This window comes from Saxibacter everestensis, from assembly GCF_025787225.1.
GTDB lineage: Bacteria > Actinomycetota > Actinomycetes > Actinomycetales > Brevibacteriaceae > Saxibacter > Saxibacter everestensis.
On sequence record NZ_CP090958.1, the window covers coordinates 3953280 to 3973854 of the forward strand.

The following is a 20575-nucleotide window of genomic DNA, read 5'->3' on the forward strand; positions in this document are numbered from 1 at the left end:
GCGGGGCGCCCACTCGGGGCGCGCGAGCTCAGCCGGTCGGCGGTGGCGATTTTGTCCGGGTCAGCACCTTGAGTACACCGCCGCTAATCGGACCGACAAACCTGGTCAGCATCGGCCCGAAAACGGCCATCAGCATTACGTAGGCCGCGGCCAGCGGGCCGATGCCAGCAAATCCGGCGCTCGCGGCAAGCCCGGCGATCACGATATTGAATTCCCCTCGGGGCACCATCATGGTTCCGGCACGTAGCTGGCCGGGACGGGCGATCCCAGCGCGACTGGCTGCCCAGCCGCCTACCCACACCTTCGTGATTGTCGTCACGAGAGCCAGGACGACTGCAATGCCGAGCACCGGCGGGATCTGAGTCGGATCGGTGTGCAGCCCGAAGAAAACGAAGAAGACGGCGGCGAAAAGGTCGCGCAACGGTGACAGTACTACCCTGGCGCTCTCGGCCACCTTGCCGGAAAGCGCGATGCCGACCAGAAACGCGCCGACCGCCGACGACACCTGGAGTTGCTGTGCGATCCCCGCGACCAGCAGGGCCAGTCCGAAGACGCCAAGCAGCAGGAGCTCGCTATCCGAGGAAAAGAGCAGCTTGTTGATCAGCCGGCCGTACTTCAGCGCAACGATGAGCGCGATGGATATCGTGGCCACCGCAATCAGCACCGTGACTGAGCCGCCGAAGAGGCCGACGCCGGCCAGCAGCGCGGTCAGGATCGGCAGATACAGCGCCATGGTGAGATCTTCCAGAACCAGGAGCGACAGCACGACGGGTGTCTCCCGGTTACCCAACCGGCCCAAGTCCGTGAGCAGTTTGGCCGCTATGCCGGATGATGTGGCATAGGTGACGCCGCCCATCGCTACAATCGCGGGCAACTCCCAGCCCAGCATGATGCCGACAGCGATTCCGGGTGCCGAGTTGACCACGAGGTCGACGACGCCAGAGGACGCGTGGGTACGCAGGTTGACCATCAGCTCGTCGGCCGAGTACTCCAGGCCCAGCAATAGCAGCAGCAGGATGACGCCGATCTCGGCGCCAACGGAGATGAACTCCTCGCTGGTAGCCAGCGGCAGCAGGCCACCATGGCCGAAGAGTAGGCCGGCCAGGAGGTACAGCGGTATCGGCGAAAGTTGAACCCGGGCAGCGAATCGTCCGAGAATGCTCAGGCTGAGGATGACGGCGCCGAGCTCAAGGAGGAGGATTCCGGATTCCATGGCTTTGTCGCTGCTACTCTGCCAGGATTTCGCCGACGGCCGATAGGGCCTCATCCGTGCCGACGAGGATTAGGGTGTCGTTTCCGGTCAGACCGAAATCGGGGGTTGGCGAGGCAATGGCTTCGCCGTCCCGGAGTATCGCAACAATGGAGGCACCGGTCCTGGTGCGGACATGGGTGTCCCCAAGCGTTTTGCCGTCGTATCGCGAGCCAGACGACACCGGGAACTTCCGGGTGTGCAGGTTCGATACCTGATCGGAAAGTGTCGCGAGGCGCTCCATCACGCGGTGCGTGCCGAGGTATTCGGCGAGGGTGTCCGCCTCGTCCCCGGTCAGAGTGACGCTGTCCACGCAGGCATCCGGATCTTCCTGATCGTAGATCACGAGCTCACGCTTGCCGCTGCGGTGTGAGACCACGCCGACACGTCGTCCCTTGCTGGTGACGAAATCGTGGCGCAGGCCGATGCCGGGCAGTGCTACCTCGGTGACTTCGATTGACTCATCGCTGGACATTACTCGCTCCTGTTGAGTGATGCTTACAACCTGGTTCTTCAGGCGAGAATCACATTGTTCCACCCATAACTGACACTACGCTCACGGCATCGGGCGAGTCGGACGCTGCGCCGGTCCGACGAGCTGGCTGCCGGCATCGCTTCTGTTGCCGAGTGCGGATGCGAGTTCGCCGGTGACCTAGGATCGGGGGCATGCAAAGTGTGGAATTGATCGATCAGTGGCCGGTGGACAACGCAGCAACAGCGGTTGTTGCCAGGGACGGCCGGATCGTCGGCTCCCACGGGGATAGCGGGCACCGTTTCGCACTGGCTTCGGTGACGAAACTGCTCACCGCGTATGCCGCGCTGATCGCGATCGAGGAAGGAGTTTTCGAGCTTGACGACGCGGCCGGGCCGGATGGCTCGACAGTGCGGCACCTACTGGCGCATGCTTCGGGATTCGACTTCTCGGAGCCCAAGGTACGTGCGGAGCCGGGTACCCGCCGGATCTACTCCAATATCGGCTTCGAGCTGTTGGCCGAGACGATCGTCGACCGTTCAGGGATTCCATTTGCGGAATATCTGCATGACGGTCTGCTCATGCCGCTCGGGATGGGCTCGACCTCCCTCGACGGCACACCGGCAGCCGGAGCGACCTCGACGGTCGGCGACCTTGCGCGTTTCGCCGCCGAACTCCAGCAGCCGACGCTGATCGACCCCGGCACGCTTGCGGCGGCAACCACGGTTGTCTATCCCGGCCTCGAAGGACTCCTGCCGGGGTTCGGTCGGCAGCGGCCAAATGACTGGGGCCTGGGTTTCGAGATCCGGGACGACAAGGACCCGCACTGGACGGGTCGGTCCAGCTCGCCAGGGACTTTCGGGCACTTCGGGCAATCGGGCACGTTCCTGTGGGTCGACCCGGATGCCGGAGCGGCCTGCGTTGCGCTGACCGATCGTGACTTCGGCCCCTGGGCAGCCGAGACCTGGCCCGAATTCACCGATGCGGTGCTCGCCGAACTGGCGGCCCAGCCCTAAGCCGCCGGGGAGGCGACAGCCGTGCGTAGAGTCCTGCGTCGGCCCAGCCGTGCGTCGCCCGTCCGGCCCAGCCCTAAGCCGCCGGGGAGGCGACAGCATCGATAGCGCCGCTGGTTAGATCTCGAAGTCGATCGAGGCCCGATCGGAGACCACTGACCTGACGAAGGCCGCGGCCGCCTGGTGTTCCGGGTGCCCCTGGTAGGCATCGAGCGCTGCCAGGTCGTCGTACTCACCAATCAGAACGACGTCCCAGTTGACGTCGTGGTAGGCGGAGTTTTCCGAGACCTGCAGGGATCGGGTGCCCGGGATAACGTCCACCAGCGGCTCAAGTCGCGCGGCAATCTCGGTGGCGTGCTCGCGCTTCGCCGCCCCATCTGTGGCAGCAAGTTTCCAGGTTACGATGTGGCGGATCGCCATCGGGGCTCCTTTGGTTTGGGTCAGGCTTGGCTTGGCGCGGGTCACTCGTCCGCGTCCGGAACCTGACTTTACGCAAATCATGACCTCGGTCGCCGGTGAGGGCTGTTACTCGGCGTCGGTGGGGCCGTTACCGGGCGCCGGTCAGGGCCGTTACCTAGCGTCGGTCAGGGCCGTTACCTAGCGTCGATCAGGGCCGATACAGGGCGACCTGCACCGATACGGTGACGTCACACTGTTCGGGGAGTGCGGCGACCTGATGCTCAAAGTCAGCCTGGTCGATGTGATGGATGCTGGGACCCATCAGCACGTCGTTTCGAACGTCGTCATGGTCCATGGCGACTGTGTATTCGACTGTGCGGCGGCTGATCCGGGTGAAATCGGAAAGTTGCTCGGCCAGCCGCGATTCCTTACTCGGGTCGACGCCGATCAGGCCGAGCGAGTCGACCAGCTCCCGGAGGTGTCGTTCGGTGGGGGTGACCACAAGCAGCGTGCCGCCAGAGTTGAGGATGCGTTTGATCTCGCCGGGATTGCGCGGGCCGAAAATGCTGAGCACATACTCTGCCGTGCCGGAACGAAAAGGCAGCGGCTGCCAGACATCGGCGGAGATCGCCGCGATTCGCGGATGCCGCCCGGCGGCCCTGCGCACAGCGAACTTTGACAGATCCACACTTGCGCCGACCATGCCCGGACGGTCTTCGAGCACCCGCTGCAGATAGTAGCCGGTGCCGCCGGCGAGATCGACGCACAAACCGTCGTTGTCCGGCAGTGAAGCGCTGATCGCGCTCGCAACTGGTTCGTAATGGCCACGATTGAGGAATGCGTCCCGAGCGGCAACCATTGCCGCGTCATCGCCGGTCGTGGCCCGTTTTCCGCCGCGCAGCAACGAGACGTATCCTTGCCGGGCGATATCGAAGGCGTGCCCGGCTGGGCAACTGAGCGTCGACGGATCGTGGGTCAAGTGCTGCTGGCAGATCGGGCAGGCCAGCTTGTTCACGACAAGACTGAGCCCACTAGGAGAAGCAGATCCCGAGGTGTTCATCAGTCTGCACACTAATCGATGGAATGCATGGCTGCGTTTGGCTTGGCGCTCAGGGATACTTAAGGGGTGACCGTTGCGAAGCAGATCGTGATGGCCGGCTGATGGCTGGCCCATGGGTGCCGGAGCCCGACCATCCGGCGGCGCGCCATCGAAACAAGATCGGCGAGCTTGCCGTGACGCCGGCCGTTCTCGGTCTGATACTGAGCTTCGTCCCGTTCGTCTCCTTTGTCGCCTGGTTCCCGCTGATTGCTGCCATTGTTCTTGCCGTGATCGCTCTTACGAAGAAGAACCATCGGGAAGGCCACGCCCTCGTTGCGCTGGTAGTTGCCGCCATCGGCGTTCTGGTCGTGGGTATACCGATCCTGGTCTAGCCGCCGCTGCGTCGGCCGTCTGCTCAGGACTTCACCGCGAGCACCGCCACGAGCGAGGTCAGCGCTGCCATGCAGACCGCCATCAGCCCGTAGTTTCCCAACTGGCTGGCCAGCAGCGGTCCGGCGACGGGAGCGAGCGCGCCGACGGCCGTGATCGGAGCCATGAAAATCCCGTTGATGGTGCCAAAGCTGTTCGTGCCCCACCGATCTGCAACCGCGGTCGCCTGCAGCAGTGTGTGACAGCCGCGGATGCTGCCGGTGAGTACGGCGGCTGCGATCAGCAGCCACCCAGGTCCGGGAATCAGGGCGATCGCCCACAGCCCGGCTGCGGCGCCGATCACAATCACGTACGTCCTGGTTTTCGGCGAGTCGCCATGCGGGATCACCGAGAACACCACGCGACCGGCCACCTGCCCGGCACCGATGAGCCCAAGCGCCAGCGCCGCCATCCGGTAGTCGATGCCGCGCTCGATCAATAGCGGAATGATGTTGATTGTCACGGAGAACAAGGCGAGCACAGTTGTTGCCATCACTATCTGCAGCACGATGAACCGGCTGCTCCGAGTGATGGTGCGAATTTCGGTGGTGGGGGTCCTGCGCGCCTTGTGTGTTTCGCCGGTCGCTTCCCAGCGTGAATTCAGGAAGAAGTAGTGCAGCGGAGTGTTGATCACCGCCAGCGCAGTCGCCAGGATGAAGTACGTTGTACGCCAGTCGAACGCGTCCAGCAGAAACGCGGTGATCGGCGCGTAGACGGTTGAGGCGAGGCCGCCGACCAGAGTCATTATGGTCAGCGGACGCACGCGCGCCGGACCGTACCAGCGGGTGATGATGGCGAACGCCGGCGGATAGAGCGCCGCTGACTGCGCGAATCCGGCGACGATCCAGGCGACGAAGAACATCGGCAGATTCGGTGCGAGTCCCACCAGGACCAAGCCCGCTGCGCCGAGCAGCGTTCCGACGGTCATCGTTATCCTGGGTCCGCGATGGTCGAGCAGTCGGCCGACGTAGATACCGGCGACGGCCGAGATGATCAGCCCGAGCGAGAATGCGCCGGTCACCCAGGTGGCCGACCAACCGGTGTCTTCGGTGATCGGGTGGACCGCGACGGGCAGTGAGTAGTACAGCAGACCCCAGCTGCTCAGCTGGCCGACGCAGAGCGCGGTAAGGCCGCCGCGGGGACGGTTTCTGGCCGCCGGGGAAGTAGCCACTGGGTATGGGTGCCCCGTTATGCCGGCTCGAGGCGGCGTGCCGTCAAGACTGCGGCTATCGCTTCGAGGGAGTCAGGAATGACGGCGTAGTAGGCCCAGACACCACGCTTGTCCCGGCTGATCAGGCCGGCATCCACCAGAATTTTCAGATGGTGCGACACCGTGGGCTGCGAGAGTCCGACCGGACCGGTGAGATCGCAGGCACAGACCTCACCACCCTGGTGAGCGCCGATTATCGACAGCAAACGCAATCTGGTCGGATCGGCGAGAGCCTTCAGTGTTTTCGCCAACTGCTGTGCTGATTGCTCCGATAGTGGCTCGCGGGTGATCGGGGCGCAGGTCGGCGCCGAACAGGAGGCGGGCTTGTTGTCTGTGGATGCATCGTAGATAGCATCGGCGTTGGTCATGACCGCATCACCAGCTCGTCTCTCCGGCTCTAGTTCTCAGCGCTTAGATTGACACTCGTCAATGTAAGGCTACACACTCAGATATTGAACCATATCGATATTATGTCGGACGGTGCAATCGCGGGGGCAGCGCAATCGCGGACAGTGCAAGGGTGATCGGTGTAATCAGTGGAGGCTAAGTGAGCAGCAGTACTGAGGTTCGTAACAGGGCCGTCGTGCCGGTTGCCGGAAAGCTGTCGGTGCTTGATCGGCTCCTACCGGTCTGGATCCTCGCCGCAATGGCAATCGGATTGGTCCTCGGGCGGGTCGTGCCGGGCCTCAGTCAAGGGCTGGATTCGGTGAAAATCGGGTCGATTTCCCTGCCGATCGCGCTCGGTCTGCTTGTGATGATGTATCCCGTGCTGGCGAAGGTTCGCTATGACGAGACCGATCGGGTCACTCGGGATCGCAAGTTGCTGGTCAGCTCGCTCGTGCTGAACTGGGTTGTCGGCCCTGCGCTGATGTTTGGCCTGGCCTGGCTGATGGTGCCGGATCTGCCCGAGTACCGCACTGGTCTGATCATCGTCGGCCTGGCTCGCTGTATTGCGATGGTCCTGATCTGGAATGATCTCGCCTGCGGCGATCGCGAGGCAGCGGCCGTGTTGGTCGCGATCAACTCGGTGTTCCAGGTGATCGCCTTCGGTGCCCTCGGCTGGTTCTACCTGCAGGTTCTGCCTGGCTGGCTCGGCTTGCCGACGACGGATGCGGGATTCTCGGTCTGGGCGATTGTGCTGAGCGTGCTGATTTTCCTCGGGTTTCCTCTGGTTGCTGGGTTTTTGACCCGGGTAATTGGCGAGCGCGCAAAGGGCCGGGAGTGGTACGAGTCGCGCTTTCTGCCGAAGATCGGGCCGTGGGCGCTATACGGGCTGCTGTTTACTATCGCCGTGCTGTTCGCGCTGCAGGGCGATGCGATTGTTTCCGCCCCGGTGGATGTACTGCGGATCGCGCTGCCGCTCCTGGTGTACTTCCTGCTCACTTTCGGAGCCGGCATGGCGCTCGGGATCCGACTCAAGCTGGGCTATGCGAAATCGACCACATTGGCCTTTACGGCAGCCGGTAACAACTTCGAGCTCGCTATCGCGGTGGCAATCGCAACTTTCGGCGTGAGCTCTGGACAGGCGCTCGCCGGCGTGGTCGGACCGCTGATCGAGGTGCCGGTCCTCGTTGCCCTTGTGTACGTCGCACTATGGGCTGGCCGACGCTTCTTTCCCGGTGATCCAACGGCTCCCAACAGGGATCCGACGGCTGCCGACAGGGACGGCGCTGTCTCGTCGAGCGGCTAGCCTGGTCGAGAGCTAGCCGGCAGCTGTTTGTCTGGGCGAGGGATGGCCCGGAATTTTTTGCTCGGCGGAGGATGCCCGGAACTTCGCTCGGCGGGTAGCCCGCAGTTTTTGCTCGCGGACATGGGCCCGCGCTTTTCGTACGGTGGATAGCCCGGATTTTCGCTCGGCGGAGTTGGGTTGTAACTAGCAAGGAGAATGCAATGTCAGAACGTCCAAGTGTTTTGTTCGTCTGCGTGCACAACGCGGGCCGCTCCCAGATGGCCGCTGGCTTTCTTTCCCACCTCGGTAAGGGCCGGATCGAGGTCAGATCGGCCGGGTCCCTGCCAGCAGAATCGGTAAACCCCGCGGCCGTCGCGGCGATGTCCGAGGTTGGAATCGATATCGCGAGTCAGCAACCAAAGGTGCTGACAACCGAGGCGGTTCAGCAGTCGGACGTCGTCATCACAATGGGTTGTGGAGACGCCTGCCCGATCTTTCCGGGAAAGCGCTACGAAGACTGGAAACTGGACGATCCTGCCGGTAAAGGTGTCGAAGCCGTTCGACCGATCCGGGATGACATCCGCTCGCGGATCGAGAAGTTGGTCGAAGAACTACTGCCGGATGTTTAGGAGTTGAGCCAACCCCGGCTAGGGCTCGGCTGCGTCCCTTACTCAATCGGGCCGACCCGGGCTGAGGCGTGGCTGCTTCCTTACTCGATTGAGCCGACCGCGGCTAAGGCCTGGCTGCTTCCCTTATTCGATTGAGCCGGCCCGGGCTGAGGCGTGGCTGCGTACCTTGTTCGATTGAGCCGACCCCGGCTAGGGCCTGACAGCGTGTCTTACTCAATCGGGCCGCCTCGGCTAGCTGAGATCCCGTCTCCTTGACGCTGGATTCCCTTGTCCTAGCCGCCGAATCGGCTAGGAGACGTCGTCGGTCGAGTAGGCGTCGCCGGTCGGGTCTTCTGCGGTTACGTCGTCGATCGCGAGACCGCCAGAGGGAGTGCCCATCCAGCTTTCGAGCATCCAGCCTTCCTCGGGAGTGCCCTCGAGAATGACGATGCCGGTATTTCGGATCGCGTTGACCTCGACGAATGTCGCGTCGACATTGGCTGCCCGGGCGGCAACCCACATCCTGATCACGGCGCCATGGCTGACGACCGTCGCGCAGGCATGGCCGGATGCCGCCACCTCGGCGATGGCCTCGTCATAGCGACGCATCGTCGACTCGCCGCTTTCGCCTCCTGGAAGTCGGGCGGAATAATCGCCCGCTGACCAGGCGAAGATGGCCGACATGTATTGGGCTACCGAATCGAAGTCGCCCTTCATCGCCAGATCTCCGGCATCGACTTCGCGCAAACCGTCGCGCACCTCGACGGTCAAGCCCAAGGTCTCCGCCAATGGCGCCGCGGTCTGCTGGGCGCGGTGCTGGGTCGAGGCGTAGATGGATTCAATCGGCTCGTCGCGAAGCGCCACCGGCAACTTGGCCGCCTGTTCGAAGCCAAGCGGAGTAAGACTTGGCCCCGGCACTGCAGTGTCAAGTAGGCCGTCGACATTTGAGGGAGTTTGTCCGTGTCGAACGAGAATGAGGCGCATGCATGCAATTTTGCCGAACGCGGGGCTGCTTCCGGTAGCCGGCCTTGAATTGTTCCGGCCAGGCCCCTCCGAGTACCAGCAGTCTCCGAGTACCAGCTGACTCCGAGACCCGCTGACTCCGAGTATCAGCAGCCTCCGAGGACCGGTTGCTCTATAGAACCGACTTCCCCATAGAACCGGCCGCCCGGAGTAGTTCCTCGCCGCCGGCGGCTCATTCCAGCGGCAGTTCGATGGGCGGATCGGTGCCTGGGTCGGTGTGGTGCTGGTGTCTGGAGCTCATCCGTTCGCGAGTTGTTCCCGGGTGTGGGTGTGTCACGTGCTCAGGCGCCGGCCTTCGGGGACGTTCGTGCGTGGTCCAGCGTGTGGGCTCGTTTGGGCTGCCTCGATCGGCGGGACCGCCGCGGTGTCGTCGTTGCCGGTTTGTGCCGCTGGCGCTGTCGTTCCGACCATTGCCGCTGGCGCTGTCGTTCCGACCGCTGCCGCTGCCGCTGCCGCTGTTGTTACGGCTGTGTCGTTGTTGGAAGTTGTGGTCGCCGATCGGGGTGCCATCGCGGGTGGTGAAGCGGTATCCGCCGGGGATGGAGGTGATGATGGTGCCGGTGGCGTGGACTCGGTGGTGGTGGAACGAGCAGAACAGGATTCCGTTGTCGATGCTGGTCAGGCCCTGGTCGGCTTTCCATTCATCGATGTGGTGTCCGTCGGTGAAGTGTGCAGGCATTCCGCAGGCCGGCCAGGCGCAGTGTCCGTCCCGTAGCTGCAGGGCTTTCCGTAGGGCGTGGGAGAACGTTCGGACGTCTCGGCCGAGGTTGATCGGCTGGTCGTCGGCGTCGAGGACGGCGCGCATCAGGATCGAGTCACAGAGTATGAGGTCGAGCTCGGTAGGCGGGATCGGCACCGTATTGCCCATCACCGGCCCCGAACCACCCGCGGCGGCGCGGTCGGCATCGGCCATCGGCGCTGCTGGAGGGTCCGCGCTGTCGGTGTTGGGTGCGGTTTTCCAGGTGGCCCATTGTTCCCGGCTGAGGGTGATCATTACGTGTGGGCGGATGTGCCCGCCGGGTTTGAAGTCGCCGTGGTCGAGGAGGGTTTTCGCAAGGGTGGTCAACGCGTCGGCGCAGAGTTGGTCCCGGGTCCGTTCGTCCCCCGCCGCGGGGCGTGGGGACGCGGCGTTGAGCGCTGTCTCCAGGTATTGCCCGGCCAACGGGTCGACCAGTGCTTCCAGGAATACCCCGCCGTTGCGGCGAGAGAGTCTGGCGTAGCGGCGTTGCCGGACCGCATCGTGATCGCGCTGTAGTTTCTCGCGGTCGATCCCGGCCATTCGTTGTCGCAGGGCCTTGCCGAATGCTCCCGCGTCGGCGTGCTTGGCTGACTGTAGGAGCTCTGCCTGGCCCTGCGCGCTGGTCAGGGTCTCGCGTTGGACCTCAGAGGCGTGCTCGAACTGCCGGGAAATCACCCGCGCATGCTCGGAACTGAGCTGCCCGGTGTCCAGTGCTTCACCGACCGCGGGTAGTTCGTCCAGGGTGCGGGCCAGGGCCAGGTCGGCCTTCGCTTTGCCGTAGCCGGTCCGACTGTGCCGGCCCAGCCAGGACGCGATGTTCGGCTCTCCGTCGGCGGCCCAGTCCCTGGTTTTCTCTTCGGCGGCGATCACCCGGGAACGGTGGAGTTCGATCTGGCCGGCCAGATCGTCCAACGTGGTCAGCACGGTGCGCCGGGAGTTCCGATCCCAGCCGCCGACCACAGCAGCAGTCGAACGGCCCAGTACGCCACTCAGCGTCCGGGCAGCAGCCAGAACATCAGCTGCGTTCCCCGCATCTGCCTCGTCCATCGTCACGCTTCCCGTCCCTGGATATATCATGCCAATACATTCAGCAATAAGACTGCCAGTCGTTCTATTAATAACCGTACAACGTGGCACCGACAGTCACTCCAAACCGACCTGACCAACGCCAGCTCGGGCAGCCCCGACACTGTTCAAGCAGGTTCATTCGCCGGGCCCGGCCTTCGAAAAGCGCCGCCGGTATACTCGAACAGCACGGCGATGGATCTCGCCGAGGCGCCTGCGCCTAAACCGTCCTCCGGCTGATGGTTTCTGCTCAGCTGGTCGAGAAACTCACCGGTCGAGAGGCCGGTGGTGGTCGACAACCCGACGCTGGTGCCAAGACCAGGTGGGCCGGCAAACCGCCAGCCCCGAGGCCCGGTGCCCTCGACAGATCGGCTGATCGGACCGTTCGCCCGGGCCGCGTCGGTGTGTTTGAGTTCGTCGTCGTTCGGCCCTCCGAACAGAAGGGACTTTGTGAAAACAACCCGCAAGGCCCGCCTTCGAATCGCCCTGATCCTTATTGTTGTGGCGGGCGGAACCATCGGCACCGGATTGCGGTACGGGCTGTCCCTGTTGCTCCCAACCTCGGAGCATGGCTGGCCGACGGCGACAATGTCGGCGAACCTTCTCGGTGCCCTGGCGCTCGGCGTATTACTGGAGGCCCTGGTGCGACGCGGAAGCGAGTCGGTGCGCGGCCGCTTCGTCCGGCTCGGTATCGGCACCGGGGTACTGGGCGGGTTCACCACCTTCAGCAGTCTGGCGATCGAAACCGAGCGCCTGATCGCCGACGGACGCTACCTGGCTGGCGCGGGCTACGCAATCGGTAGCATCCTGGCCGGCTTTCTGCTCTGCCTGGTCGGTGTCATGCTTGCCGCAAAAGGACACCAGTGGCGACAATCGCGGCTGCCGATTGATCCCGACTCGGACGTCGGACAGCGGATCCAGAACGACGGACGCCCCGCGGCGAGGCGTGCCCGGGACCCAAGGGAGCTGCCATGACGTTCCTGCTCGTAGCCCTGTGCGGCGGCGTCGGAGCCATGGTTCGGTTTATCGTGGACAGCCTGATCAAGGCCAGGTGGGATTCGGATTTCCCCGCCGCGACAGTCATCATCAACGTCAGCGGTTCGTACCTCATCGGGTTGATAACTGGGGCAACGGCGTTTGGCGGCGCACAATCATGGCACCTGTTCGTCGCGGTGGGCTTTTGCGGAGGCTATACGACGTTCAGCGCTGCCATGGTGGAAACCGTCCGTCTGATCCAGGCGCAGCGGATCCGGCTGGCATTTCTCAATGCCTTCGGCAGCCTGGCCATGGCCATCGCGGCGGCGATTGCTGGCATCGCCACCGTCGCTGGCGTGTCCGCGTTGTGGTAGCTGAGGCTTGCGGGCAAACGGAGCGACGGCTTATTGTTTCCAAAGTCTCCCGCGCAATGGCGCGGTACCGGGAAAGGACGAAATGCTCGGACTTTTGAGGGTTCTCATTCTGGCGCCACTGTTTCGAGTTGCCTTTCGCCCGACCGTGATTGGCCGGCGTAACGTCCCGCGACGCGGTCCGGTAATCATTGCCAGCAATCATCTGTCCTTCATTGACAGCGTCGTGCTGACGCTTCTCGCGCCGCGCCGGGTTGCCTTCCTGGCCAAGTCCGAATACTTCACGGGGCGCGGCCTCAAGGGCTGGATTTCCCGGACCTTCTTTACTGCTGTCGGTGCCATCCCGGTGGACCGAGGCGCCATTCAGGCCGCGCGCGATTCGCTGAAGCGCGGCCAGCAGACACTTGAGGCCGGCCACGCTTTCGCGATCTACCCGGAAGGAACCCGATCACGAGATGGCCGCCTCTACAAGGGCAGGACAGGCGTGGGCTGGCTTGCGACGGCTACCGGTGCGCCGATTGTTCCGGTTGCGCTTGCTGGAACTGAAAACCTCCAGCCTGTCGGCAAACGATGGTTGCGGAGGGCCAAGGTGACCGTGAAGTTCGGCAATCCGATTTGGCTCCAGGACATTGAGCTGCCACAGGCGCAGGCACAAGTCAGACGGGCGTTGACCGATGCCGTGATGGGCAAGATTCACGGCCTCTCCGGGCAGGAACTGGCCGACAGCTACAACGTCCCGCCCAACAAGGACGCGATCGAAGGCTGAGCCTGAGCGACCCTGGCCCGGCTAGGCGCCAGTGCACAGTCAGGAAAAGAGGCGCCGACGGCGCTGGATAGGCTGGGCGGATGGACACTGAGCTCAAGGCATTCATGGCCACATTCGCGCGCTTTATCGAATTCGCCAATGATCAACAGAACCACGATGCGGGCGGCCCTGCCATTCATCAGGCGCTCAGCGACTATCTGAACTGTGATGCCGGCAAGGTTCCCGTAGTCGTCAAGGACTTCCCTGCGCACCGTCATGCAGACATCGATGTTGCGCTCAGCGTCTTAGCCGAATCCGACCCTACCGGTGGGGCTCAACTCCTAGGTGTGGCGGGCGGCCAGGAACGCATGCACACCTCCCTCTCTGAAATGATCCGGGTCTCATCGACATATGGACAGTTTGGTGTCGGCACGGTCGATTACGTGTCAGTGCCGATTGGTCCGGACGAACGTCGAAAGGTCGTGGGCTTCGGGCTGTGGTTGATGACGTTCAAGGAGCACAGGATCGGCGTGTTGCTCCGGGGACCGAATCCCGAGTTCGGCTCGACCAACGCTCGAATCGAGCTGGTCTGCTGTGACGATGAGATCGGCGATCTGTTCCTGGGAGCCGTAGCTCGCCTTGGCAACGAAAGAAGTCTGCTGAGGGGCCAAATGATCTCGCTCGGTAGCTCGGACTACGATGATTCGACCGCTTTGATGACGTTTCACCGCCGACCAGCGGTCTCAGCCGGGGACGTAATTTTGCCGGAGGGCCTATTGCGCCGGATCGAGCGACACGTGGTGGGAGTGGGCAGGCACGCCGAAAAACTCAAGGCCGCTGGTCAGCATCTCAAACGAGGCGTACTCCTCTACGGTCCGCCCGGGACTGGAAAGACCCACACTGTTCGGTACCTCGCATCGCAGAGCAGCGAGGCCACCATCATCATGTTGTCGGGCACAGCGCTATCGGCAATCAGTTACGCCGCCGAAACTGCCCGCGCCCTGCAGCCGTCGATTGTGGTCCTTGAAGACTGCGATCTAGTCGCCCAGGACCGGTCGATGATGGGTGAGGACTCTGCTCCCTTGCTCTTCGAGGTGCTCGATGCTCTCGACGGCCTGGCGAACGACGCCGATGTTGCCTTTCTGCTCACGACGAACCGAGCGGACATCCTGGAGCCGGCGCTTGCGCAGCGCCCCGGCCGAGTCGACCTCGCGGTCGAAATCCCACTGCCTGGTTACGACGATCGAGTGCATCTCTTCGACTTGTATGCGAAATCGCTCAAGTTCAGTCGGTCTGCGCTGTCGGCCGCAGCAGAAGCGACCGAAGGGACACCGGCATCGTTTGCAAAGGAGCTGATTCGTCGTGCGGTGTTGATCGCGGTCGAAGACGGCCGGGAACCGGGCGACGACGATCTTCGACGAAGCGCTGACGAGCTCGGCAGCGACCGGGAAGCCTTTACCCGCGGTCTTCTCGGGATGCGTGCATCCGATGAAGAACTCGAAGAAGACGATCTCGAGTTCGCCTGACGCCCGGACTGGGCGACCCGTCTCAGCACGAGATGGCCACTCGACCCGCGATGGCTCCAGGAGACCCGCCCCGCGACGCCGCCCGGGCGTCCCCGACCCGGTGCCGAAAGCCCCAGGCGCTAAGAACCCTCCTAGCGACCTCGGCTCCAGGCATCGGCGAGGATGTCCTGCACCTCGGCATCGCTCGTCTGGTCGAAGCTGATGTACGCCTGGCCGACCGAACCGAGATTCTTCGCCGACCAGGGGCAGACCACCTCATTCGCCAATGTGCCGAGCCGTTCACAGGCCTTGCCAAGCCCGACCGGAACCACTGCGATCAGCCTCGCCGGTTTCTGCCGCCGGATGGCGGCTGCGGCGGCCATCATGGTCGAGCCGGTCGCCATCCCATCGTCCACCAGGATCACTGTGCGGTCGGTCAGGTCCAGCGGTTCACGGCCGGCGCGGTACACCGACTCGCGGCGCCCCAACTCGATCCGTTCGCGGGCAACGATTTCATCGAACGCGTCCTGTCCCGGTGCTAGCCGGGTCACGTCCATCACGTCCTGGTTGAGCACCAGCTCCTCGACGCCCGCGATGGATGCCATAGCCCCCATCGCAAGCTCAGGCTGGTAGGGCACGCCGATCTTTCGCACCACTACGACATCCAGTGGCGCGTCCATTGCCTGTGCGACCTCGGCCGCGACCGGCAGACCGCCGCGGGGCAGTGCGAGCACGATCACCCGGGGTCGTTCGTAGTCCGAAGTCAACCGGGCGGCGAGCTGCTGCCCGGCGTCGTGCCGGTCACGGTACCGTCGATCTCTCATGGTGGCCTCCAGCCCCGGCGCCGCATCGACACCGGATGAGTCACGGTTTGTCGTCGCGCAGTTTGAACCTCCGGACCTTGCCGACGCTCGTCCGGGGCAGTTCGGAAATCAGATGCCATTCGCGGGGCCTCGCCGCCGGGGCAAGATTCGAATCGGCCCAGGCCGCCAGCTGACCGGCGTCCGGTGCGTGGTCGGGATCGCGCGCCACGACGTAGGCAATCGGCACCTGATCCCGAATCGGATCCGGCTGCGCCAGCACCGCGACCTCGAGGACGCCAGGTGCTCCGGACAGCGCAGCTTCGACCTCGGTAAGACTCACATTCTCGCCGGCGACCTTGATCACGTCATCGATCCGGCCGACGAATCGGAAGCTGCCGTCATCCATCACCGAAACCAGGTCGCCTGTCTTGAACCAGCGTTTCCGGTCCACGGTCCGAAATGCGTTCTCGGTCGTCCCTGGGTCATCCAGATAGCCGGTGAAGATGTCTCCGCCCGGCACTCCATGCAATGCCAGCAGCCCAGGTTCGCCCTGCGGCACCGGCTCGAAGGTCCAGGGATCGACAACCGCTACCTCCCGGCCGGGAATTGGCGTGCCAATCACGTCGTGGCGCGGAGCCTCACTCATATCGGCGGTGACAATCGCGACCGTCTCGGTCATTCCATATAACTGCCTGGGCCGGCAGCCGATGTAGTCGGTGAACTCCCGGAAATGCGACTCGGCCAGACTCTGCGCGAACCACAGGTGCCTAAGCTGCAGCCGCGGAGCGTCAGCCGGACGGCGGGCGAGGATCATCCGGATTGGCGCCGCGAACAAGCTGGCGTGGGTCGCCGCCAGATCGTGCGCCTGCTGGCACCAGCGCGAGGCCGAGAACGTCGAGGTCAGTGCGACACTCGCGCCGACCGCAATCGCCGGCGCGAAGCAGTAGTACTGGGCATTTGCGTGGAACAGGGGCAGGGTGACCAGCCAGCGGTCCTCGGGTTGCAGGTCGATGATCGTCGACATCGCGGATGAAACCGAGGCGTAATTGGCCTGGGTCAGCACTACTCCTTTGGGTGCTGATGTCGTGCCCGAGGTGAACATGACAGCCAGCCGATCGCTCGGCACTGACCGGGAGCTTTGCGTACTGACGGCCGAGTCTTCAACGCCTGCGCCACCTGCATCGGTGCCCGATGTAAGCGCTGAGCCGTCTTCGACGTCGGCGGCAGTCTCGGTGAGTTCAATCAGATTGGCGAGCTGCTCGATCGCGCCCTCGCGGTACACCTCACCGCGCTCGGCCGCATAGATGCCGACCTTGGGCCGAGTCCTGGAGATCTGGCTCGCGATGTCGCGCGCGCTGGATGCCGGGTCCACCGGCACTATCCAGGCGCCGAGTTTTGCCGCGGCGAGCCAGACGGCGACGAACGCCGGTGAGTTCCTTAGCGCAAGGTGGATCGAGGTTCCGGGCTGAACGCCTCGTGCGGTCAGGCTGGCGACCACCCGGTCTACGATTCGGTCGAATTCGGCGTAGCTCCAGAACCGATCCCCGCCAACGGCTGCGTCCGTGTCTGCGTTTGCCGATTCGACTTGGTGAAACAGCAGGAAGATTCGCTCACCGTGCTGTGAGACGGTGTTTTTCCAGACCTGGTCGAAAGTCAGGGGCTGCTCCGTCATCAAGACCTCCGTCGCTCGCGCTGTGCTGCCATTCAATCATCGCCGGCGCAGATGGCGGAGGATCGATGGCCTATTTTTGTGCTAGACGTTAATCCCTCAAGTGCAATCGGAAATTGATATTGGCCGGGCCTCACGTTTTACCGCCAGGAGACGTCTACAGAGTATGGGACTTAAACCGTTCGAAATGATCGTCGCCGAGCATGGGCCGACGATACTTCGGGTGTGCCGGGCGATAGTGGGTCTCGACGATGCCGAGGATGCCTGGTCAGAAACGTTCCTCGCCGCCATGAAGGCCTATCCGGAACTGGACCGGGACGCGAACGTCGAAGCCTGGCTGGTCACGATAGCTAAACGAAAAGCCATCGACCAGCACAGGGCGAGGGAGCGTCATCCGGTGCCCGTCGACCAGCTGCCCGACCCGGTGCATCACGACGAGCACTGGTCCGATCACGAGGACCTGTGGCAAGCAATGAGCCGGCTGCCGTTGCAACAGCGTGAAGCGGTCGCCTATCACCACCTGGGCGGAATACCGTATGCCGAGATCGGCTCGATGCTCGGCAAATCGACCGAAGCTGCCCGAAGATCGGCAGCCGATGGGATCAGGAAACTTCGAAGGGAAGTGTCTCCATGAACAGGACATCGCCATCCGACGCCGAATTGCTGGCCCCGTTAGCGACAACGGATGCCGCGACCTTGGCCAGGCTGCACGCCCGGCTGAGTGGCGAGGCCGGCCCCGCGGGTTTGCTCGATGTGGCCTACACGACTATAGATTCCCCGGTCGGCGAGCTGCTGCTCGCCGCCACCGAACGCGGACTGGTTCGGGTGGCCTACGCCCGTGAAGACCACGCTGCCGTGCTGGCCAAGCTGGCTGACAAGGTCAGTCCGCGAATCCTGCGTGCACCCAGGCGGCTTGAGACCGTCGTCCGGCAGTTTGACGAGTACTTTTCCGGCCGCCGCAAGTCCTTCGACCTGGACGTCGACCTGCAACTGGCCAGCGGATTCCGGCGCGAGGTGCTGGCCCACTTGAACGATATCGACTACGGTCATACCGCCAGCTATGCCGTGGTTGCAGCGCTCGCCGGAAATCCAGGAGCTGTGCGCGCCGTCGGAACTGCCTGCGGGAAGAATCCGGTGCCGGTCGTCGTGCCGTGCCACCGCGTGGTGCGCTCGGACGGCAGCGAAGGCGGCTATGTGGGCGGACCGGTTGCCAAACACACGCTGCTGACCCTCGAGGCGGCGTGATGAACTCAAGTCTGTTCCCTGCCCAGCCCCGCGAGATTGCGCCCGGTGCAGTACATGTGCCGGGCTGGCTCAGCCTGGATGAGCAGCGCGAACTAGTGACGGCATGCCGCGATTGGGCGCGCGGCCCGGTGCCGATGCGATCGGCGAAGCTGCCCGGCGGGCATTCGATGTCGGTGCAGACCGTCTGCCTCGGCTGGCACTGGCAGCCGTACAAGTACAGCCGCACGGCGGATGACGTCGACGGGCGCCGGGTGGCTGACTTCCCGGAATGGATGGCAGACCTGGGCCGGCGGGCGCTTGCCGAGGCACATCAGGACCCTGCGGCCGGCGAGGGGTATAACCCGGATACCGCGCTGATCAACTTCTACGACGATCAAGCCAGGATGGGAATGCACCAGGACAAGGACGAGAAGGCGGCTGCGCCGGTGGTCTCGTTGAGCATCGGGGATACCTGCTTGTTCCGGTTCGGCAATACCGAGACCCGGACGAAGCCCTACACCGATCTTGACCTTGCCTCCGGAGATCTCTTCGTCTTCGGCGGCCCGTCGCGGTTCGCCTTTCACGGGGTGCCGAAGATCTACCCCAATACTGCCGCCCCGGAAACCGGATTGCAGGGCGGCCGGTTGAACATCACGATGCGTGTCACCGGCATGGCTTAGACTCGCCACGAAAGCGTTGAATAGCGACCTGTCGACGGCCAGAAATGAGAGCATGCCCGATCAGCACCGCGTCGGTACCAGCCCGGCGAGACCCGTACGCCTGTCGTCGTCCGTAAGCCCGTCGACGTCCGCCGAGCCTTCGGTAGACCACGCTGGCAGTGCAGGCCCGTCGACGTCCGCCGAGCCCTCAACGGTCAAGAGCCTGGGCGGCGTAGTGGTCGGCGACGACGGACTAGCGCGGCCAGCCTGGGCAGCGGTCGATCCGATGATGCGCGAGTACTACGACACCGAGTGGGGGATGCCGGTGAGTGGCGAGCAGGCGATGTACGAGCGGATCAGTCTCGAAGGGTTCCAGGCGGGGTTGTCCTGGGCAACGATCCTGCGCAAGCGGCCAGCCTTTCGCGCGGCCTTCCACGATTTCGATCCCGATAGGGTTGCCGGATACACCGAGACGGACTTCGAGCGGCTGATGTCTGACGTCGGTATCGTGCGCAACCGGCTCAAGATCCGAGCGACCATCACCAATGCCCAAGCCACTATCGACTTGCGCAGCGAGGGCGGCCTGGAGGAATTCGTCTGGTCATTCAAACCCGCGGCCACGCCGGCGCCACGGTCCATCGACGAGGTGCCAACGACATCCGCCGAATCAATCGCGCTGTCCAAAGCTCTCCGTAAGAAGGGCTTTGCGTTCGTCGGCCCGACCACGATGTATGCGCTGATGGAGGCGGTCGGCGTCGTGGATACCCACCTGATTGACAGTCACCGTAGGGGCTCCTCAGGCGTCTGGCGGTAGTCGCAACCGGGGTAGCCGGGCTCCGGCCTACTGCCTCAGCTTGAACACCGCTCCGGTCGGATCGGCTGCCGTGGCCAAACGGCCATAGGGCGTGTTTTCGGCGGGCATCACGATCGAGCCACCTGATTCCTCGATCCTTCGCAGGGTGGCATCGATGTCGTCCGTACCGATGTATACCGACCAGTGGGCGGGAACGCCCTCCGGCAGGAACTTCGACGCGTCCATAATCCCGGCGTACTGCTTGCCGCCTTCCTGAAGCACGGTGTAGCGGAACTCATCGGTGTCGCCGGTCACCGATGTCTTCCAGCCCAGGGCTTGCTCGTAGAACGGCACCGTCTTGGCGAAATCCCGGGTGTGCAACTCGAACCAGGTGGGGGCTCCCGCTTCCTCCACAACTTCGAATCCCTTATGTTCGCCTGGCTGCCAAATGCCAATCATCGCCCCGCCTGCATCGCTCAGCACCGCCATCGAGCCCAGACCCATGACCTGCATCGGCTCCAGCGCGACCTGTCCGCCCGCATCGGTTGCCGCCTCGGCAGTAGCATTCGCGTCGTCGCTGGCCAAGTAGACCGTCCAGCCATCCGGATAGCCAGAATCGGGGGAGTTCTGCATCACGCCCGCCACCAGGGCATCGCCCTTGCTGAAGTTGTGATAGTGCCCGTACTCTTCTCCGGCGTCGACCGCCGTCCAGCCAAAGACCTGGGAGTAGAATTCCTTGGCCTTCTCCAGGTCCGAACTGGCCAGGTCGATCCAGCATGGCGATCCGGGTGGGGCTGAGCTAACGGCAGGCATGGCAGTCTCCCTTGACGGCTGAGCCGCGGCGCGGGTCGCGTCGCTGGTCGCTTGTAGCGTGCGCTCCCAGGCCCGGAGGTGTCAAGGATATTAGCTCCGCCGC

At 63.8% G+C, this 20575-nt stretch carries 23 protein-coding genes and 1 riboswitch; of the genes, 12 read left to right on the forward strand and 11 right to left on the reverse strand.

All coding sequences use genetic code 11. The features are described 5' to 3' along the window. Nucleotides 1-28: 28 nt before the first annotated feature. Together LWF01_RS18700 and LWF01_RS18705 are read right to left on the reverse strand one after the other, a co-directional pair. A complete protein-coding gene (locus LWF01_RS18700) occupies nt 29-1213 on the reverse strand; it encodes a cation:proton antiporter (protein WP_349638882.1) in 1185 nt (394 codons plus the stop codon). 13 nt (nt 1214-1226) lie between these two features. Continuing rightward, nucleotides 1227-1724 (reverse strand): cation:proton antiporter regulatory subunit, encoded by a 498-nt coding sequence (locus LWF01_RS18705; RefSeq protein ID WP_349638883.1) that lies wholly within the window; start codon nt 1722-1724, stop codon nt 1227-1229. 191 nt (nt 1725-1915) lie between these two features. Here LWF01_RS18705 and LWF01_RS18710 point away from each other — a divergent pair, with 191 nt between their 5' ends. Then, entirely contained in the window at nt 1916-2737 is an 822-nt protein-coding gene (locus LWF01_RS18710; RefSeq protein ID WP_349638884.1) for a serine hydrolase domain-containing protein, read from the forward strand. Nucleotides 2738-2851: 114 nt separating this feature from the next. On the opposite strand, the gene LWF01_RS18715 is transcribed toward LWF01_RS18710, so the two are convergent. Continuing rightward, on the reverse strand, nt 2852-3154 hold the full coding sequence (locus LWF01_RS18715) for a Dabb family protein (protein ID WP_349638885.1): 303 nt from the start codon (nt 3152-3154) through the stop codon (nt 2852-2854). Nucleotides 3155-3341: 187 nt separating this feature from the next. Continuing rightward, entirely contained in the window at nt 3342-4148 is an 807-nt protein-coding gene (locus LWF01_RS18720) for a putative RNA methyltransferase (protein ID WP_349638886.1), read from the reverse strand. Between the two features lie 146 nt (nt 4149-4294). On the opposite strand from LWF01_RS18720, the gene LWF01_RS18725 reads away from it, so the two are divergent. Then, a complete protein-coding gene (locus tag LWF01_RS18725) occupies nt 4295-4564 on the forward strand; it encodes a hypothetical protein (RefSeq protein ID WP_349638887.1) in 270 nt (89 codons plus the stop codon). Between the two features lie 23 nt (nt 4565-4587). Here LWF01_RS18725 and LWF01_RS18730 read toward each other — a convergent pair whose 3' ends face one another. Beyond that, complete coding sequence (locus LWF01_RS18730; protein WP_349638888.1) at nt 4588-5772, reverse strand: MFS transporter; 1185 nt, start codon at nt 5770-5772, stop codon at nt 4588-4590. 17 nt (nt 5773-5789) lie between these two features. Further along, on the reverse strand, nt 5790-6179 hold the full coding sequence (locus tag LWF01_RS18735; RefSeq protein WP_349638889.1) for an ArsR/SmtB family transcription factor: 390 nt from the start codon (nt 6177-6179) through the stop codon (nt 5790-5792). Nucleotides 6180-6457: 278 nt separating this feature from the next. Between LWF01_RS18735 and arsB the strand changes: the two genes are divergently transcribed. Together arsB and LWF01_RS18745 are read left to right on the forward strand one after the other, a co-directional pair. Then, nucleotides 6458-7501: an ACR3 family arsenite efflux transporter gene (gene arsB, locus LWF01_RS18740; protein ID WP_349640960.1), complete on the forward strand. Its 1044-nt coding sequence runs from the start codon at nt 6458-6460 to the stop codon at nt 7499-7501. Nucleotides 7502-7701: 200 nt separating this feature from the next. Then, nucleotides 7702-8109, forward strand: coding sequence for an arsenate reductase ArsC (locus LWF01_RS18745; protein ID WP_349638890.1), 408 nt, complete (start codon nt 7702-7704; stop codon nt 8107-8109). Nucleotides 8110-8397: 288 nt separating this feature from the next. Here LWF01_RS18745 and LWF01_RS18750 read toward each other — a convergent pair whose 3' ends face one another. Together LWF01_RS18750 and LWF01_RS18755 are read right to left on the reverse strand one after the other, a co-directional pair. After that, a complete protein-coding gene (locus tag LWF01_RS18750) occupies nt 8398-9072 on the reverse strand; it encodes a histidine phosphatase family protein (RefSeq protein ID WP_349638891.1) in 675 nt (224 codons plus the stop codon). A gap of 211 nt (nt 9073-9283) precedes the next feature. Continuing rightward, the gene (locus LWF01_RS18755) at nt 9284-10897 is read right to left on the reverse strand and encodes a DUF222 domain-containing protein (RefSeq protein ID WP_349640961.1); all 1614 of its coding nucleotides are present in this window, start codon (nt 10895-10897) and stop codon (nt 9284-9286) included. Between the two features lie 200 nt (nt 10898-11097). Then, nucleotides 11098-11171: riboswitch (Fluoride riboswitch) on the forward strand. A 194-nt stretch (nt 11172-11365) separates the two neighbouring features. Between LWF01_RS18755 and LWF01_RS18760 the strand changes: the two genes are divergently transcribed. From LWF01_RS18760 to LWF01_RS18775, 4 genes are all read left to right on the forward strand, one after another. Continuing rightward, nucleotides 11366-11890 (forward strand): fluoride efflux transporter FluC, encoded by a 525-nt coding sequence (locus LWF01_RS18760; RefSeq protein ID WP_349638892.1) that lies wholly within the window; start codon nt 11366-11368, stop codon nt 11888-11890. Beyond that, entirely contained in the window at nt 11887-12264 is a 378-nt protein-coding gene (locus tag LWF01_RS18765) for a fluoride efflux transporter FluC (RefSeq protein ID WP_349638893.1), read from the forward strand. Before LWF01_RS18760 ends, LWF01_RS18765 begins: the two co-directional genes overlap by 4 nt. Before the next feature lie 82 nt (nt 12265-12346). Further along, on the forward strand, nt 12347-13027 hold the full coding sequence (locus LWF01_RS18770; protein WP_349638894.1) for a lysophospholipid acyltransferase family protein: 681 nt from the start codon (nt 12347-12349) through the stop codon (nt 13025-13027). An 80-nt stretch (nt 13028-13107) separates the two neighbouring features. Continuing rightward, complete coding sequence (locus LWF01_RS18775) at nt 13108-14532, forward strand: AAA family ATPase (RefSeq protein WP_349638895.1); 1425 nt, start codon at nt 13108-13110, stop codon at nt 14530-14532. Nucleotides 14533-14663: 131 nt separating this feature from the next. On the opposite strand, the gene LWF01_RS18780 is transcribed toward LWF01_RS18775, so the two are convergent. Beyond that, complete coding sequence (locus LWF01_RS18780; protein WP_349638896.1) at nt 14664-15335, reverse strand: phosphoribosyltransferase; 672 nt, start codon at nt 15333-15335, stop codon at nt 14664-14666. 40 nt (nt 15336-15375) lie between these two features. Then, nucleotides 15376-16986, reverse strand: a complete 1611-nt coding sequence (locus LWF01_RS18785) for a class I adenylate-forming enzyme family protein (protein ID WP_349638897.1) — start codon at nt 16984-16986, stop codon at nt 15376-15378. 163 nt (nt 16987-17149) lie between these two features. Between LWF01_RS18785 and LWF01_RS18790 the strand changes: the two genes are divergently transcribed. The 4 genes from LWF01_RS18790 to LWF01_RS18805 are packed head-to-tail and all read left to right on the forward strand — an operon-like array spanning nt 17150 to nt 19680. Next, on the forward strand, nt 17150-17617 hold the full coding sequence (locus LWF01_RS18790) for an RNA polymerase sigma factor (RefSeq protein WP_349638898.1): 468 nt from the start codon (nt 17150-17152) through the stop codon (nt 17615-17617). Next, nucleotides 17614-18228, forward strand: coding sequence for a methylated-DNA--[protein]-cysteine S-methyltransferase (locus tag LWF01_RS18795; RefSeq protein ID WP_349638899.1), 615 nt, complete (start codon nt 17614-17616; stop codon nt 18226-18228). The genes LWF01_RS18790 and LWF01_RS18795 overlap by 4 nt, the downstream gene beginning before the upstream one ends. Continuing rightward, complete coding sequence (locus tag LWF01_RS18800; RefSeq protein WP_349638900.1) at nt 18228-18887, forward strand: alpha-ketoglutarate-dependent dioxygenase AlkB family protein; 660 nt, start codon at nt 18228-18230, stop codon at nt 18885-18887. Before LWF01_RS18795 ends, LWF01_RS18800 begins: the two co-directional genes overlap by 1 nt. A gap of 52 nt (nt 18888-18939) precedes the next feature. Beyond that, entirely contained in the window at nt 18940-19680 is a 741-nt protein-coding gene (locus LWF01_RS18805; protein ID WP_349638901.1) for a DNA-3-methyladenine glycosylase I, read from the forward strand. Between the two features lie 27 nt (nt 19681-19707). On the opposite strand, the gene LWF01_RS18810 is transcribed toward LWF01_RS18805, so the two are convergent. After that, nucleotides 19708-20472 (reverse strand): VOC family protein, encoded by a 765-nt coding sequence (locus LWF01_RS18810; protein ID WP_349638902.1) that lies wholly within the window; start codon nt 20470-20472, stop codon nt 19708-19710. Nucleotides 20473-20575 lie beyond the last annotated feature (103 nt).

Bases quoted from the DNA above. Each gene is read 5' to 3' on its own strand.
- LWF01_RS18700 (WP_349638882.1), bottom strand. From the start codon at position 1,213: ATGGAATCCGGAATCCTCCTCCTTGAGCTCGGCGCCGTCATCCTCAGC.
- LWF01_RS18705 (WP_349638883.1), bottom strand. From the start codon at position 1,724: ATGTCCAGCGATGAGTCAATCGAAGTCACCGAGGTAGCACTGCCCGGC.
- LWF01_RS18710 (WP_349638884.1), top strand. From the start codon at position 1,916: ATGCAAAGTGTGGAATTGATCGATCAGTGGCCGGTGGACAACGCAGCA.
- LWF01_RS18715 (WP_349638885.1), bottom strand. From the start codon at position 3,154: ATGGCGATCCGCCACATCGTAACCTGGAAACTTGCTGCCACAGATGGG.
- LWF01_RS18725 (WP_349638887.1), top strand. From the start codon at position 4,295: ATGGCTGGCCCATGGGTGCCGGAGCCCGACCATCCGGCGGCGCGCCAT.
- LWF01_RS18735 (WP_349638889.1), bottom strand. From the start codon at position 6,179: ATGACCAACGCCGATGCTATCTACGATGCATCCACAGACAACAAGCCC.
- arsB (WP_349640960.1), top strand. From the start codon at position 6,458: ATGGCAATCGGATTGGTCCTCGGGCGGGTCGTGCCGGGCCTCAGTCAA.
- LWF01_RS18745 (WP_349638890.1), top strand. From the start codon at position 7,702: ATGTCAGAACGTCCAAGTGTTTTGTTCGTCTGCGTGCACAACGCGGGC.
- LWF01_RS18750 (WP_349638891.1), bottom strand. From the start codon at position 9,072: ATGCGCCTCATTCTCGTTCGACACGGACAAACTCCCTCAAATGTCGAC.
- LWF01_RS18755 (WP_349640961.1), bottom strand. From the start codon at position 10,897: ATGGACGAGGCAGATGCGGGGAACGCAGCTGATGTTCTGGCTGCTGCC.
- LWF01_RS18765 (WP_349638893.1), top strand. From the start codon at position 11,887: ATGACGTTCCTGCTCGTAGCCCTGTGCGGCGGCGTCGGAGCCATGGTT.
- LWF01_RS18770 (WP_349638894.1), top strand. From the start codon at position 12,347: ATGCTCGGACTTTTGAGGGTTCTCATTCTGGCGCCACTGTTTCGAGTT.
- LWF01_RS18775 (WP_349638895.1), top strand. From the start codon at position 13,108: ATGGACACTGAGCTCAAGGCATTCATGGCCACATTCGCGCGCTTTATC.
- LWF01_RS18780 (WP_349638896.1), bottom strand. From the start codon at position 15,335: ATGAGAGATCGACGGTACCGTGACCGGCACGACGCCGGGCAGCAGCTC.
- LWF01_RS18785 (WP_349638897.1), bottom strand. From the start codon at position 16,986: ATGACGGAGCAGCCCCTGACTTTCGACCAGGTCTGGAAAAACACCGTC.
- LWF01_RS18790 (WP_349638898.1), top strand. From the start codon at position 17,150: ATGGGACTTAAACCGTTCGAAATGATCGTCGCCGAGCATGGGCCGACG.
- LWF01_RS18795 (WP_349638899.1), top strand. From the start codon at position 17,614: ATGAACAGGACATCGCCATCCGACGCCGAATTGCTGGCCCCGTTAGCG.
- LWF01_RS18800 (WP_349638900.1), top strand. From the start codon at position 18,228: ATGAACTCAAGTCTGTTCCCTGCCCAGCCCCGCGAGATTGCGCCCGGT.
- LWF01_RS18805 (WP_349638901.1), top strand. From the start codon at position 18,940: ATGCCCGATCAGCACCGCGTCGGTACCAGCCCGGCGAGACCCGTACGC.
- LWF01_RS18810 (WP_349638902.1), bottom strand. From the start codon at position 20,472: ATGCCTGCCGTTAGCTCAGCCCCACCCGGATCGCCATGCTGGATCGAC.